Source organism: Salinimonas profundi (assembly GCF_014750655.1).
Lineage (GTDB): Bacteria > Pseudomonadota > Gammaproteobacteria > Enterobacterales > Alteromonadaceae > Alteromonas > Alteromonas profundi_A.
On record NZ_JABBXD010000001.1, the window covers coordinates 969648 to 984382 of the forward strand.

Sequence of the window (14735 nt, forward strand, 5' to 3'; positions counted from 1 at the left end):
ACACAGCCTGAAATACGTTCGGTTATTCTTTGCAAGGGAAATCACATCTCTTTACAGTCTGTCAGGAAGACTTTGATGTGTCAGCATCTGACAGACTACCCATACCAGATTTTATATCCTCCAGTATAAGATAAAAGCACGGCACGATGATTGACATAATCGCCGTGGCAAACACAATACCGAATCCCAGTGAAATGGCCATGGGAATTAGCTGGTAAGCCTGTCTCGATTGCTCGAGTATAATTGGCGTTAAACCTCCGAATGTGGTCATCGTCGTCAGTGCAATAGGACGAAATCGTCTGACACCGGCTTCAACAATGGCATCATACACCGGAATCTCGGTTGCTCTGCGGTTGGCATAATCCACCATAATCAAAGCGCCATTTACCACTACACCCGATAAAGCCACTAATCCCATCAGACTGACTATAGATAAATCGTACCCGAACAGTACATGACCGGCTACCGCACCGATGGCGCCAAATGGAATCGCGAGCATGACGATGAAAGGTTGCGTATAACTTCGAAAGGCGATAGCCAGTAAACTGTAAATGACAAACATTGCCATAGAAAATCCAATCCACAACGTGGAGGTGGACTCGCGCATTTCCGCCTGTGAACCACGAAATGTCCAGGTCAGACCGGGATATTCACTTAATAATTGAGGCAGCACCTCCTGATTTATGGCATCAAGCACCTGATTAACTGCACCGGCAGGTTCAACATCCATGCCTACGGTAATAACCCGGCGACCATCCCTGCGATCCAATGCGCTGTATGACTCAGACTCTTTCAGTTTCACCACATCCATAAGGGGCACCTCACCGCCGGAGGGCGTCATGAGAATGAAGTTATCAAGAGTACTTTGCTGTTCGCGCTCTGTGCGTGGCAGTTTAACCCTGACTTCAACTTCGTTGGTGCCCCGTAACTGGCGCAGCGCTACTGCACCATAAAAAGCATCACGAATCTGGCGTCCCACATATTCGGGCGTTAATCCCAACGCTTCGCCCGCCGGTAACAAGGTAAAATCAAGCTGCATTTTACCCGGACGATAACTGTCGTTGACATCTCGGGTCTGTGAGAATGCTTTCATTAACTCCACAAAGCGCTGGCTGGCCTGTCCCAGCATCTCAAGATCATTGTGGCTCAAATCAACACTGATGTCGTCGCGCCAGCCGCCGGGGCCGCGCTCTGTTTCAAAGGTAATTTGATTAACGCCCTCAATATCGCCAATCTGCTCCCGCCACAATTCGATAACCGCAATGGCACTCATAGTGCGCTCATCCGGCGGCAGCAAAACAATCTCTACATCAATAAAGCTTTCTCCACGGACATTGGTTTTTATGCCTTCCGCTACCTCAAAAAGATTCTCACGCTGAAACATGTCATACGTCGCGTTGGTGATATTCTGCGCCACCTCTGCAGCTTTAGCATCGGTCGTACCCACTGGCAGCCGAACTCCGGCTTCAATTTCATTCGCCGCCTCTCTGGGCATCATGATGATACCCAGGTGGTCGCTGGTGGCAAAGGCGCCGGTGACCGCCAGCAAACATAGCGCGCACACTAATGTCAGATAACGGTGCCGCAGGCATCGGGTCAAAAAGGGTTTATAGCGATTTTTGATGAAGCGTTCCAGCCCGTCGGCAAATCCGGCTTTAACGCGCGCAACAACTGACGGCGATGTGGACGCCTTTTCCCGTTTGCTGTGCGCTAAGTGTGCGGGCAATATGAATAAAGCTTCGACTAATGAGATAAGCAAAACCGTGATAACCACTGCAGGCAATGGCCACCAGAACAACCCGGTGGTGCCGGGCATAAACATGACAGGCAAAAAGGCAACAATGGTTGTCAAAATGGTGAATGTCACGGGGGCGGCAATATCCTGCGCCCCTTTTATGGCCGCTGACAAACCATCTATGCCCTGTTGACGGTATTCATGTATGTTTTCGCCCACCACAATGGCATCGTCCACCACAATTCCCAAGACCACCAAAAAGGCAAACATCGAAATCATATTTATGCTGACACCGATCATGGGTAAAAACATGATGCCACCCACAAATGAGATGGTCATTCCCATCATGATCCAGAAAGCCAGGCGATACTCCAGAAACAGACTCAGAATGATCAGCACAATAACGATGGCCATCCAGCCATTGTCCAGCAACAAAAAAAGGCGGTCATTAAAATCTTCAGCTCGGTTGCTGTCGATGCGGTAACTCACCCCTTCTGGCAGAGTGTTATCCAGCTCGGCAAAAATACCTTCTACGGTTTGCGCTATCTCCAAAGGTGACTGCTGCCCTACCCGGAATATTTCAATCTCTACACTTGGCTGCCGGTTAAATTGTGAGTGAAACCCCGCTTCCTCAAACCCGTCGTAAATCGTTGCTATATCGGCCAAATACACAATATCGCCGGATTCATTGGTCACGACCGGGATCTGACCATATTCTTCAGCCCATTGTTTGCGCTCTTTGACGCGGACTAATATTTCACCTTCGTTGGTTTTTATTTCGCCGGCAGGCACATCCTGCGATGCCTGTTCGATCATTTCGGCAACCTGGGATAGCGTAATGCCGTATTGTCTTAATGTCTGTTTAGGTATTTCAACATGCGTCACGTAGTCGGGTACGCCGCCTATTTCTACCTGCGTTATTGCAGGTTCGCTGACCAGCCGATCTCGAAGTTGTTCAGCCAGCTTTCGCAAGGTCCAGATCTCCACATCACCATAAAGGCCAAGCTCCATAACATCGCGCTGCTGAACCTGCATACTGACTTCCGGCTCTTCTGCGTCAACCGGAAAGGTTCGGATACGGTTGACCGCCTGATCAATATCCTGAAATGCCTTCATCCGATCCAGACCGGACACCAGCTCCAGTGAAATCATGCCACTGCCTTCACGTGCCGTAGAAGTCATTTCCTTGATCCCCTGAACACCCCGAACGGCCTCTTCTACCGGTTGCAATATGCCTTTTTCTACCTCTTCAGGAGACGCTCCGGGATATTCCACCATCACTTCAACAATGCCCAGCTCAAACTCTGGATATACCTCCTTTTGAATGGTGAAGGCCGTAATAATGCCGCCGCCCAGCAGCACTAGCATCAGAAGGTTGGCCGCGATGGAGTTTCCGGCCATCCAGGCAATGGGATTAAACCGGCTGCGATGCTCAACGTTGCCGCTACTCATGCGCATCTAACCGGTTTTTGGCTGAGTCGGTTTTATAATGGGCTTGATTCTGAGCAGACTGGTTGCCGGTTATTCTGACCTGCGCCCCATCGCGCACGACAGCCAGGTTGGTAGTGATTATCTTATCGCCTGGCTCGATCCCCTTGTCAATATAGGCATATTGCTCATCCCGATAGATGACAGATACTGTTATAACCTGAAGCAGATTATCCTGTGCTACCCAAACTGTGTTGTCCTTTCTTACATAACTGACTGGAAGACGGATAACATTTGAGAGCGTTTTGGCCGGCAAACTCACCCTGACATAACTGCCAGCGATGACCGGTGCGAAAATATCTGCGTCTTGCTCACTAACCTGCGTTAATAACGGATCTTCGACCTCTATCAGAACCGTTGCCATTCGGGTCTGCGCATCAAGTGTGGTGACAACTTCTTTAATTTTGCCTTCGCGTGTGACGCCGTCGCCCCAGACAGTGCTGTTTTGAATTTTAACGCGCTGTGAGTCGTTATCAGATTTATTATTGGTGGGCCGGGCCAGCCACTGTAACTGACTCGAGGGCAACGCCGCTTCTATCCAATAGTTTTTTGTACCGACGACATTAGCAATCGTATCAGCAGGACTCACCTGAGAGCCGAGATTCACATCCTGGCTGGTTATCTGACCGGTAAATGGCATGTTGATTGTCGTACGCTCAAGGGCAAGTTGCGCCTCGCGCACAGCCACCTCGGCCTGTTCCATCTGTGCCCTGACCTGCTTTAACTGGGGTTCCCGAAGTATTAGCGCACGATTTTTTTGCGGTACATCGCGCTCCAGCGTTGCCAGATCGTTGCGTGCCACTTCCTGCTCGCCCATTTCAATGTCCAGCAGCGCCTGCGCTTGTGAAAGATCGCTCTTAGCCCGCTGTAGTGCTAACTGATAATCTTTCTGATCAAGCTTAACCAACCATTGGCCTTTCTCAACAATATTGCCAGGGACAAAGCTTTTGGAAATGGCGTTTATTTCACCAGACACGCGGGGGCGTAGCATCACCTGCTGCGCGGGAACTACCTCACCCATTGCAGTGATCACTGGCGTATGCTCGCTACGCGTGGCTGTCATAATGTCAACCGGCATGGCATTGCTTCTGGTGGCCCCATCTTTTTCGGCCACAGGTTCTGTAGAGTAGACGGTTATCACCGCCATTGCTGTAGCAGCGATAACGATAAAACCGACCAGAAACGAAATTTTGTGCGATGTTCGAACCATAATTAGCTTATTTTTCAAAACTATAATGTTCGTTACGTCGATAGCCTAAAATAAGACTACCGACAATATTACATCTTATTTACACGCCGACAACGTTTTGGCAAAGGTGAAGGGATTATTCGTAATCTGTACCTAACGCATCGTGCTGAGATTGTTCAATGACATCGCTATCAGTCTTTTTCTGTTTGGGTGTTTGGCTCTTTTCCACCATGCGTTCTTTTTCTTCTTTTGCTATCAGTTTTTCACGCGCTTTCTGGTTGGCCAGACGCTCAGCATCATCCATTTCTTTCTGGCTTTCTTCGTTATATTGCTTCTGCATGGCCCGGGCTTCCCGCTCAGCTTCACGCGCTTGTTTCTCACTTTCGCGTAATGCTTGTTCAGACTCTCGCTTTTCCTCCCGCCATTGCCTGGTGAGTTCTTTCTCACGCTTTGCATCTTCACGCGCAATCTCAGCCGCTTCTTTTTCTGCCTCGCGTTGCGTTTCATCTGCTGCTTTTCGCGCTTCACGCTCAAGTGCTTTCGCTTCTTTTCTGGCCTCAGTCATCTCTTCACTTTGCTGTGCCATTGCATCATTTGCAAAAGCGGTAGCCCCGACAACCCCCGCAGCCAACAGTGCCGATACAACTAAATTAATTTTTCTGTCCATTTGCTAGCTTCCTGTTACATATAGGATAAACCTGATTAATCTGTGTACGCATCAGCCAGCAAAAAAAGACCATAAAAAAGCCGCTTCATCAGCGGCCTTTTTCATCTTGTGTTGTGAGCTTAACGAATCTTTTGTTGCTCTACCGGGCACGAGCCTAGTCGCCATACGCGATCAACATAATCCTGGATTGACCGGTCGGAAGTAAACTTACCCATCATGGCAGTATTGATAATGACCATCTCAGCCCAACGTGATTTATCACGGTAAGCTTTGTCGACCTCTATTTGCGCATCGGAATACGCTCTGAAATCTGCCAGTACGAAGAATGGGTCGCCTAAATCAAGCAAGCTTTGCTTAATGGAAACCAGCGCTCCGGGTTTGCCTGGCGTAAAATAATCCGTTTCCAGCCAGTCCAGAATCGCTTTAATCTCCGCATCCTTGTAGTAATAATCCTTAGGATTATAACCGCTTGCTTTAAGTGCATTAACGTCTTCTACCGTCATCCCGAAGATAAAAATGTTGTCCTCGCCAACTTCTTCTGCAATCTCAACGTTAGCACCATCTAGTGTGCCAATCGTTACTGCACCATTTAGCGCCAGTTTCATATTGCCGGTGCCTGATGCTTCTTTACCCGCTGTACTGATTTGCTCAGAAACATCACACGCTGGGATCATTTTCTCGGCCAGCGACACCCGATAGTTGGGCAGGAATACGACTTTCAGCTTGTTACCCACGCGCGGATCGTTATTAATTTTATCCGCCACCTTGTTGATGGCGAAAATGATATCTTTGGCCAGCTTGTAGCCTGGCGCCGCTTTCGCCGCAAAGATAAATACCCGTGGGTGCATGTCATAATCCGGATTTTCCAGAATTCGACGATACAACGCCATGATGTGAAGTAAATTCAGGTGCTGACGTTTATATTCGTGCAGACGCTTTATCTGGATATCAAAAATAGCGTTGGTATCCACTTTAATGCCGGTTGATGCGAAGATTTCATCTGCCAGCAGCTGTTTATTTTTCTGCTTCACGTTCATGAACGCTTTCTGGAATGTTTTGTTGGTGGCATGGTTAGCCAGCCCTTCCAGCTTCTTCAGATTCAGCGGCCAGTCTTCGCCCACCTTTTTATCCACCAGCTCTGACAGTAACGGATTACATGCTTTGAGCCAGCGCCGCGGGGTAATGCCGTTCGTCACATTCGTCAGTTTATCCGGCCATAGTGCGTCAAAATCCGGAAACAGATTTTCTTTCACCAGTCGCGAATGCAGCTCAGCTACACCATTGACTTTAAACGAACCAATCACTGACAAGTGCCCCATACGCACCATCTTTTCGGGGCCTTCCTCGATAATAGACAGTTTTGCTTTTTTGCTATTGTCGCCCGGCCATTTTTTATCAACTTCATTCATGAAACGATGATTAATTTCATAAATGATCTCAAGGTGTCTGGGCAGAATTTTTTCCAGCATTCTGGCAGGCCACTTTTCTAACGCCTCAGGAAGTAGCGTATGGTTAGTATAAGCAAAGACCTGGGTACTGATATTCCAGGCGGTATCCCAGTCTAGTTCAGCGCGGTCCACCAGAATTCGCATTAGCTCCGGAATCGCTATTGCCGGGTGCGTATCATTGAGCTGAATCACCACCTGTTCTTTGAAGCGGCTCCAGTCGTCTCCGTGCGCTCGCTTATAACGGCGAATGATGTCCTTAAGTGAACATGAACAGAAGAAATATTGCTGAATCAGACGAAGCTCTTTACCTGCTTCGGTCTCATCATTGGGGTACAGCACTTTCGAAATGGTTTCAGCCTGAATGTTTTCACGCTGTGCATCGACGTAACCACCGGCATTAAAAACATCCCAGTTAAAGTAATCTGAAGCCTCTGATTGCCATAAACGCAGAACATTGACTGTTTTGCCACCATATCCTACGACTGGAATATCCCACGGTACCCCTTTGACAATAGAGCCGGGGTGCCATTCTTTCTGTATGCCACCATTATCACCGTATTTTGTTTCTACATAACCAAATAGCGAGACTTCCTGAATGGATTCAGGGCGGCATATTTCCCATGGATTTCCATAATCACGCCAGCTGTCAGGGCGCTCAATCTGCGCACCACTTTTTATTTCCTGTCTGAACAGGCCATGCTCGTAGTGGATACCGTATCCAATGGCCGGTAACTCCATGGTGGCGAGCGAGTCGATAAAACACGCGGCAAGGCGGCCCAGACCACCATTACCCAGCGCCATATCCGGCTCTTCTTCCAACACATCGGCCAACTCAACACCCAGCTCTTTTAACGCGCCTTGTGCAACATCATACAGACCGAAGTTCTGCATATTGTTAGACAATAAGCGCCCCATCAAAAACTCAGCGGAGAAATAGTGCACTGCGCGCGTATCATTCATGTAGTGCGTTTTCTGAGTACGACGTAATCCTTCCAATACGTTTTCCTGGATTGCGGCGCATGTGGCCTTCCACCAGGCGTGGTTGTTGGCTTTGTTTTCGTCCGTGCCAAGTGTTGAATGCAAATGGCGGATGATAGCGGCTTTGAAATCGCCTTTACTGATCTTCACATCAGGTAAAGAAGATGCCTGAGAAGCATTGGCTACTTTCGCGTTCATATCACTCTCTCTCTTAAATTTGAAGCCTCGTTCATAATTCAAACGACGCTAGCGCTAATTGTGTAATAAAATTACAGAATTGAACAACAACTGAAAGCAATATAGCAATGAAATTGGCGCTTGTTTGTAATATTTTTGTTAAATCTGACAAAAAAAAAGGCTTTTTTTATAAAAAAGCCTTTTTGTTAACATTTCTATTACAATATTAAATCAAAACATAAACAAGATCGTTGTTATCCGATTATACTGCTGACTAATTGTTCAGCTTCCTCAATAAGCTTTTGTAAGTGAGCTTCACCTTTAAAGCTCTCAGCATAAATTTTGTAGATTTGTTCAGTGCCTGAAGGTCTCGCCGCAAACCAGCCGTTTTCAGTTGACACCTTTACGCCCCCGATAGCCGCGTTATTGCCCGGAGCATGTGTCTGAACACTGACTATAGGGTCGCCCGCCAGTGTCTCACTGGTAACAACCGATTTATCCATGTCAGACAGCTTGGCCTTTTGTTCCAATGATGCTGCAACATCAATACGCTGATATACCGGCTCACCAAACTTTTCCGTCAGTGCCTGGTAGTGCTCGCCGGGATCTTTGCCTGATACCGCCAGTATTTCTGCTGCCAGTAAACACAGAATGAAACCATCTTTATCCGTGGCCCATGTTTTGCCGTCACGTTGAAGAAAAATGCCTCCGGCACTCTCTTCACCGGCAAAACCGATGCTGCCCTCACCCATTCCCTGAACAAACCATTTAAAACCAACCGGCATTTCAGCTAACTCACGATTAAGCGAACCTGCGACGCGATCTATCATTGAACTGGAGACCAGTGTCTTGCCAACTTTTAAAGAAGCAGGCCAATCAGGCCGATTGTTATAAAGATAATTTATCGCAACGGCTAAGTAATGATTGGGGTTCATCAGGCCGGCGCTTTTGCACACGATGCCATGACGGTCAAAATCAGGATCATTTCCCCAGGCTAAATCAAACCGGTCTTTAAGCTCAATTAACCCTGCCATCGCAAACGCTGACGAGCAGTCCATACGCAATTTACCGTCTTTATCTCTGCGCATGAAGCCAAACTGCGGATCGACGTTTTTGTTTACCACGTCGATGTTCAGGTTGTATTTTTCTGCAATTCGCGCCCAATAGCCCACGCCGGCTCCGCCTAATGGATCGGTACCCAGCTTCAGGCCTGCCTGACTTATGGCATCCATATCGACAACTTTCGCCAGGTCATCAATGTAAGGTTCCATGAAGTCATCTTCAGTGACTAAATCGCTGGCTAACGCTTCGCGTAGCGGCAATCGTTTCACGTCGGCGTTATTGTTGCCGATAAGGGCATTAGCCCGATCCTGGATTACTTTTGTAGCATCGCTGTCAGCCGGCCCACCGTGAGGCGGATTATATTTAAAGCCCCCATCTTCAGGAGGATTATGCGAAGGTGTGATAACAACGCCGTCAGCAAAGTCTTCTGAGCGATTCAGGTTATAACGGATAATCGTGCGGGAAATAACTGGTGTTGGCGTGTAACCCAGACTGGCATTGTCGCTTCGTTGTATGACCACAGAAATATCATTGGCACTAAGCACCTCAATGGCGGTCATCATTGCCGGTTCGGACAACGCGTGGGTATCCTTACCGATAAACAGCGGCCCGGTGATATTCTGATGCCGACGATACTCAGCAAGAGCCTGACAAATTGCCGCTATATGCACATCATTAAATGTGGACAGGCTGGCGCTCCCCCTGTGGCCGGATGTGCCAAAGCTTACCGCCTCCGCCTTATTCATCGGGTCCGGCGCGTAGCTATAATATTGTCCGACTAATTGCGCCACATTGATAAGCTGTTCGGGTGCGGCAGGCTGACCTGCCTGACTGTGATGTGCCATACGGTATCCTTTAGAATTTGAGGTTGTGAAGCGATATGCTTAATCAGGCGAAACGGTTCACGACTAATTCCCGCGTAGCCGCATCATAACCAAGCACCTGCAGAACCTGTTCCAGCATCGCTATTTTCTTTGCTGTATTATTATTTGTGACCACCCAGTAAGGGCTGTCAGGTATCTGCTTAGGGTTTGTACTGCTTCCGGTTTTTAAAAGTGCATCTTTGGATGTTGCAAAATATATACGATTTTTACCTTTTATTTGCTCCACCTGCGCAAAGTTCTGCGGTTGTAATTCGTGCAACTGAGCAAGAATAAACAAAAACAAATCAACCCGTTTAGTGTAAGGCTCAAGAACCTCTTTGCTCAGACGCGACGTAATATCATTACCGGCAGGTGCAACCGGTTTAGCTACTGGCCCATGACCTGCTGAAGGCGTGTTCGCTGCCGGATTTGCCGTCTTATTTGCAGAAGGCGCTGACGGCTTTTTTTCCTGAGGTCGGGTCGCTGCAGTTTGCGTTGTTTTGGCCTGCAGCACGGACTTACCATCAGCGCTGACTTTCTGCGCTGCACCGTCCATTAGCAAACGACGCAAAATATCAGACGCACTCTCGCCGATATGCTTTGTCTGCCCTGCTATAAACGCATATAAATCATCATCTATATCAATACTTTTCATATACTACTTCCTTAACAATCTGCCCCATTATAGACAACACGCCTGTTCGTCGCAGCACTTTATCGTGCCTAATTTCACCCGATTTTTATACACGATATCATTGATTTGTTCCGTTACAGCTATACTCACGTATCAGTTTCACGCTTTGTGGAATATTAGCCCGCTGATATTCTTAACATTGACTTATCTAAAAGTGGTAGCACGGATGATTAGATCAGATTTTGACGCGCTGATTGGCGCGCTTGGCAAGCATATTCTGGGTAAACCTCAGCAAATTAAGCTTGCGCTCACCTGCATGTTGGCACAGGGTCATCTCTTAATCGAAGATTTACCGGGTATGGGTAAAACAACGCTTTCGCACGCACTTGCCCGCCTTTTTAACCTGGATTATTCACGTATTCAGTTCACCTCCGATTTGTTGCCATCAGATATGCTGGGCGCCACCATCTTCAATGCCCAGACACAGGATTTTGTGTTTCGCCCCGGACCGGTTTTTAATCAACTGATTCTGGCCGATGAGATCAACAGAGCAAGCCCTAAAACACAAAGTGCACTGCTGGAGTCAATGGAAGAACAACAGGTTAGTATTGATGGCACCACTTATCCGCTACCCACACCGTTTTTTGTTATTGGTACCCAAAATCCTACGTTTCAGTCTGGTACCTATCCATTACCAGAATCCCAGCTTGACCGGTTCCTGATGAAGATTTCGCTGGGCTATCCTGACTGGGAGGCGGAAAAGGCCATGCTCAGTGACGCCGGGATAAAAGATGATACTGTCAGCTATAGTGTTGAACAACTATGTGACTGGCAGCAGCGGGTCAAAAAGGTGCACGCTTCTGATGCAGTAATCAATTATATTCTGCGTTTGGTGACTATGAGCAGAACCACGCCAGGCTTTCCTCATGCACTTTCTCCGCGAGCCAGTAAAGCGCTGCTTCAGGCGGCGCGGGCCTGGGCGTTTATTCATAATCGTGACCATGTACTGCCCGATGATATTCAGGCGGTATTTGTGGCCGTGTCAGAACACAGGTTAAGAGCGTCTTATCAGGATACTGACGAAGACACCTCGTTTAGCCAGCGCTTGCTGGAAAGCGTAGATCCACTGGCAGCCTGATATGTTCGGACGCCTTCGAAACCGGTTGCTGTTAAGGTGGCTGGCGGCGCGCATCCCCGGGCACCGCAGACATACATTGAATATGCAGTCGGTATTTATCATGCCGACACGCTTTGGCGTTTATTTTTTTGTACTGTGTGCAGCGCTGTTCATCCTGGGTACAAATTATCAGAACAATCTCTTATTGTTACTTTGTTATTTTTTTCTTTCCGTGTCACTGGTGACTATTTTCACCAGTTACCAGAATTTCGCCCGCTTGCAGATACAGGCCAGGGGTGTGAATACCGTCTATGCCGGTGACGAAGCATCATTTCAGATACAATTGTCTTCCCACTCCCATCAACCGCCTGCTGGTCAGCTAACTATCAGATGGTGGGGACATAAAACCGGTATTGTGGTGGATTTAGATGACAGTACGGAAGAGGTTCACCTGCCCCGCGCCACCTTCCGACGCGGTGTATTTGCCCTACCACGGGTAACTTTTAGTTCTCTCTATCCGCTGGGCCTTTTCAGGTGCTGGACGCATCTTGATTTCGCGCAGCCCATGATGGTCTTCCCGCGCCTTGAGCCTGTCGGTGATCACCATGTCAACTTCCAGCAGAGTGTCGGTAAGGGTACAACGCTGACGTCCGGGCAGGAAGACTTTGACAGCCTGCGCGCATATCGTCAGGGCGATCCTATTGCACGTATTGCCTGGAAATCGCTTGCCAAAGGTGCCGCTCCTGCCGTAAAAACCTTTAGTGAACCGGCGAATTTTAATACCCGCCTTCAGGTTAATCCGGTCAGTCAGACACTTGAAAAAGACATTAGCCAGACCGCGTACCTAGTTGTAGAACTCACTCGTCGCCAACAACCTTTCGCGCTACAGATTGGCCCGCATACCTATGCAGCCGCTACCGGGCGGGCCCACCGCGATAAATGTCTGCGCGCACTTAGTACCATCGGAACACAGGTATGAAAGGGACAGGACTGCCGGTCAAAGGGCATCGTGCCACACTTATTTTAAGTATAGCCATGCTTGTACTTACCGTTGTTCTCAACCAGCCGTTAATGGGCTGGGTGATGCTGATGATGACCTGTGCAGCTGTAATACGCTTTTACCTCTTCAGAGCCGGACAAACACAAAAATTAAGTCAGCGGTTGGTTAATCTGCTGGCGGTACTGGCATGCATTGCACTGGCCTGGTTCAGCGGTCAGCAAGGTTTATTGGAGATTATGGTTAACCTGTTAGTCACCGGCTGTGCATTAAAACTTCTGGTCCTCAGGCGAACGAAAGATTTTCTGCAACTGACAGCCTGTGCTTTTTTTCTGACAGGCTGTGCCCTTATCTTTGAACAGGCATTGTCTACAGCGATTGTGCTTAGCATCATTGTGTTGTTGCTATTACTTGGGCTACAACAATTGTATGCACCTCAGCTAGCGTTCAAAAAACACCTTTCGGCCAATGTTAAGTTGGGACTACAAGCTTTACCCATCGCCAGTTTGTTATTTCTTATAATGCCCCAGCTACCACCGTTATGGGGCATGCCTGCCGGGAAAAGTACACAAACCGGTCTGAGTGAGAGTATGACACCCGGCGATATCGCCGCACTGACCCAATCTACCGATCGCGTTTTCACCGCGACCTTCAGTCAAGCTTTACCGCCGCCACAACAGCGATACTGGCGTGCAATGGTACTGGAATCGTTTAATGGCAATACCTGGACGGTGAGCGAATACCGTAAGCAACAACAGTTGCTTTCTCAGTTTACTACCCGAACCTTAGAGGCAGAACCTCAGGGTAACTGGGCTGAATACCAGCTGATCATTGAGCCAAATGCGAGCAAGTGGCTGTATGCTTTGGATGTATCAAGGCCCGCGGATCGCGCATCCTTAACAAAAGTGATCAGTAATCAGGACTACTCGCTCTCGACGGTGCAGCCTGTTATGAGCAAGCAATTATTCGATATGCAGTACAATGCAGACGCAAAAAAACCATTGGCGGCAAACGGTATCGACACGCAGCTTAACTTGCAGTTACCGGTCAGTGGAAAAAACCCGCGCGCAAAGGACTGGGCACAGCAACTAAGACATCGTTACAGCGATAACAACGCGCTTGTCGACGCCATAATGCGCTATTTTGCAGACCAGAATTTTTCCTACACTCTGACCCCGGGCGCTATGCCTGAGCACCCTGTTGATACATTTTTGTTTGAGCGACAAGCTGGCTTTTGTGCTCACTATGCCAGTGCGATGACATATGTGCTTCGTGAAACCGGCATCCCGGCACGAATTGTTTCCGGCTATCAGGGCGGAGAAGCCATTACACAAAACGCGCTGAGTGTGTACCAGTATGATGCACATGCATGGGTGGAAGCGGCCCCCGATGGGAAGACATGGGAGCGTTTTGATCCCACCGCCATGGTAGCGATGTCACGCCTGCAATATGGCTTTCAACAATCTATGGCTGATCAGCATGCTGACATGCCCCTCTTCTCCAGAGCGAGGGCCAGAGATTCTGCACTGTTGGGCGGTCTTTTTGCCATGATTGATACCGTTAATTATCAGTGGAGTCGCTGGGTACTGGGCTTTGATAATGAGCGCCAACAGGATATGTTAACTGACATATTGGGCGAAAAGACAACGACAAAACTGGCCTTATTCGGGCTGGCTGTGATGTTATTTATCACCGGCTTGCTCGCGCTGTATTTTATTCCTAAACCTGCGGCCCGGTATACCGATGAGATACAGCGCCTTTACGATAGTTTGTCTGCCCGCTTACATAAATTAACCGGCGTCGAGCGGGCAAACCTATCCGCCAGACAATACCTTCATTTACTGGCCCCTCATCTTGATGCACAAACCTTTTCATTGTTTGAACAGTTTACGCAGCAATACGAAAAAATCCGTTATGTGCCATCAGGCCAACAGCGAAACCATTACGCCAGGTTACGCAGCCAGCACCGTATTTTGATGAAGCAGTTAAAAAAAGGCATGGGGGGGTTCAGGCCTTCGCCCCTGACTGAAGAATAAGGAAAGTGCTGCTGTAAACGGTAGACGAGCAGCCAGCGAAACATAACAGGAACAAGGACTACCACCAATGGAAACGGACCACTGTTTAGCACTACCCCGCCCTGCCATACCGCTATTGTTGTCACCATGGAACGTCGCAGATTGCAATGACGACCGCCTCTGAATAGTGATGACAGAGAGCTGTGGACTACTACGATTTCAGCGGGTTCCTGCTTCGCGGTGCTGACCATCATGATACAGCCAGCACACCCTGCAAGCACCCATAGCGTCCAGACCAAAGCTATTGCGCTGATTAACGTCACCATATAAATTTATGTCATGCTGATAAGCAACTAAGTAAGAAT

The 14735-nt window shown here is 48.4% G+C and carries 9 protein-coding genes; 3 read left to right on the forward strand and 6 right to left on the reverse strand.

From position 1 onward, the window contains the following. Positions 1 to 61 precede the first annotated feature (61 nt). The 6 genes from HHX48_RS04265 to seqA form a co-directional block, all read right to left on the reverse strand. The gene (locus HHX48_RS04265; RefSeq protein ID WP_191022487.1) at positions 62 to 3187 is read right to left on the reverse strand and encodes an efflux RND transporter permease subunit; all 3126 of its coding nucleotides are present in this window, start codon (positions 3185 to 3187) and stop codon (positions 62 to 64) included. Next, positions 3180 to 4433: an efflux RND transporter periplasmic adaptor subunit gene (locus tag HHX48_RS04270; RefSeq protein WP_191022489.1), complete on the reverse strand. Its 1254-nt coding sequence runs from the start codon at positions 4431 to 4433 to the stop codon at positions 3180 to 3182. Before HHX48_RS04270 ends, HHX48_RS04265 begins: the two co-directional genes overlap by 8 nt. Positions 4434 to 4548: 115 nt before the next feature. Continuing rightward, on the reverse strand, positions 4549 to 5079 hold the full coding sequence (locus HHX48_RS04275; protein ID WP_191022491.1) for a hypothetical protein: 531 nt from the start codon (positions 5077 to 5079) through the stop codon (positions 4549 to 4551). 119 nt (positions 5080 to 5198) lie between these two features. Then, positions 5199 to 7703 carry a glycogen/starch/alpha-glucan phosphorylase gene (locus tag HHX48_RS04280; protein ID WP_223857992.1) on the reverse strand — a complete coding sequence of 835 codons (2505 nt, stop codon included), beginning with the start codon at positions 7701 to 7703 and terminating at the stop codon, positions 5199 to 5201. Positions 7704 to 7936: 233 nt separating this feature from the next. Continuing rightward, complete coding sequence (pgm, locus tag HHX48_RS04285; RefSeq protein ID WP_191022493.1) at positions 7937 to 9589, reverse strand: phosphoglucomutase (alpha-D-glucose-1,6-bisphosphate-dependent); 1653 nt, start codon at positions 9587 to 9589, stop codon at positions 7937 to 7939. Positions 9590 to 9632: 43 nt separating this feature from the next. Continuing rightward, positions 9633 to 10262: a replication initiation negative regulator SeqA gene (gene seqA, locus HHX48_RS04290; RefSeq protein WP_191022495.1), complete on the reverse strand. Its 630-nt coding sequence runs from the start codon at positions 10260 to 10262 to the stop codon at positions 9633 to 9635. Between the two features lie 205 nt (positions 10263 to 10467). On the opposite strand from seqA, the gene HHX48_RS04295 reads away from it, so the two are divergent. Genes HHX48_RS04295 through HHX48_RS04305 form a run of 3 tightly spaced genes read left to right on the forward strand, consistent with a single transcriptional unit; the run spans position 10468 to position 14391 of the window. Further along, entirely contained in the window at positions 10468 to 11379 is a 912-nt protein-coding gene (locus tag HHX48_RS04295; RefSeq protein WP_191022497.1) for an AAA family ATPase, read from the forward strand. Position 11380: 1 nt separating this feature from the next. Continuing rightward, positions 11381 to 12337, forward strand: coding sequence for a DUF58 domain-containing protein (locus HHX48_RS04300; protein WP_191022499.1), 957 nt, complete (start codon positions 11381 to 11383; stop codon positions 12335 to 12337). Then, positions 12334 to 14391 carry a transglutaminase family protein gene (locus HHX48_RS04305; RefSeq protein WP_191022500.1) on the forward strand — a complete coding sequence of 686 codons (2058 nt, stop codon included), beginning with the start codon at positions 12334 to 12336 and terminating at the stop codon, positions 14389 to 14391. Before HHX48_RS04300 ends, HHX48_RS04305 begins: the two co-directional genes overlap by 4 nt. The last annotated feature ends 344 nt before the right edge of the window (positions 14392 to 14735 follow it).

What these genes read in the sequence shown, in the direction of transcription:
- HHX48_RS04265 (WP_191022487.1), bottom strand. Translation starts at nt 3,187, where the DNA reads ATGAGTAGCGGCAACGTTGAGCATCGCAGCCGGTTTAATCCCATTGCC.
- HHX48_RS04270 (WP_191022489.1), bottom strand. Translation starts at nt 4,433, where the DNA reads ATGGTTCGAACATCGCACAAAATTTCGTTTCTGGTCGGTTTTATCGTT.
- HHX48_RS04275 (WP_191022491.1), bottom strand. Translation starts at nt 5,079, where the DNA reads ATGGACAGAAAAATTAATTTAGTTGTATCGGCACTGTTGGCTGCGGGG.
- HHX48_RS04280 (WP_223857992.1), bottom strand. Translation starts at nt 7,703, where the DNA reads ATGAACGCGAAAGTAGCCAATGCTTCTCAGGCATCTTCTTTACCTGAT.
- pgm (WP_191022493.1), bottom strand. Translation starts at nt 9,589, where the DNA reads ATGGCACATCACAGTCAGGCAGGTCAGCCTGCCGCACCCGAACAGCTT.
- seqA (WP_191022495.1), bottom strand. Translation starts at nt 10,262, where the DNA reads ATGAAAAGTATTGATATAGATGATGATTTATATGCGTTTATAGCAGGG.
- HHX48_RS04295 (WP_191022497.1), top strand. Translation starts at nt 10,468, where the DNA reads ATGATTAGATCAGATTTTGACGCGCTGATTGGCGCGCTTGGCAAGCAT.
- HHX48_RS04300 (WP_191022499.1), top strand. Translation starts at nt 11,381, where the DNA reads ATGTTCGGACGCCTTCGAAACCGGTTGCTGTTAAGGTGGCTGGCGGCG.
- HHX48_RS04305 (WP_191022500.1), top strand. Translation starts at nt 12,334, where the DNA reads ATGAAAGGGACAGGACTGCCGGTCAAAGGGCATCGTGCCACACTTATT.